The organism is Mesorhizobium sp. M7A.F.Ca.US.014.04.1.1 (genome assembly GCF_003998745.1).
Taxonomy (GTDB): Bacteria; Pseudomonadota; Alphaproteobacteria; order Rhizobiales; family Rhizobiaceae; genus Mesorhizobium; species Mesorhizobium ciceri.
On sequence record NZ_RZRW01001532.1, the window covers coordinates 1 to 387 of the forward strand.

The window sequence follows — 387 nt, forward strand, 5'->3', positions numbered from 1 at the left end:
CTTTCCGGTACGACATAGCCTTGCGTCTTCTTCTGCAGCGTGTCGTCGCCGATCTTTTGGGCAGCATTGAGCGCCTCTTCGAAATCGCCCTGTTCCAAGATGCCCTTCTGCCCGGTGAAATGCGCCCACACGCCGGCGAAGCAGTCGGCTTGCAGCTCGATGCGCACCGACATCTGGTTGGCCTCCGCCTGGTCCATGCCTTGCCGCATCTGGTTGAACTTGGACATAATGCCCGTCAAGTTCTGCACGTGGTGGCCTACCTCGTGCGCGATCACATAGGCTTGGGCGAAGTCGCCAGAGGCGCCGAACTGCTGGTCAAGTTGCTGGAAGAAAGTTGTATCGAGATAGACCTTGTGGTCGCCCGGACAATAGAACGGCCCGGCGGCC

General features: G+C 59.4%; 1 protein-coding gene. It reads right to left on the reverse strand.

From position 1 onward, the window contains the following. Window positions 1–387, reverse strand: a 387-nt coding sequence (locus EOA22_RS37465; RefSeq protein WP_206521623.1) for a neutral zinc metallopeptidase, incomplete at both ends; no start/stop codon positions are given.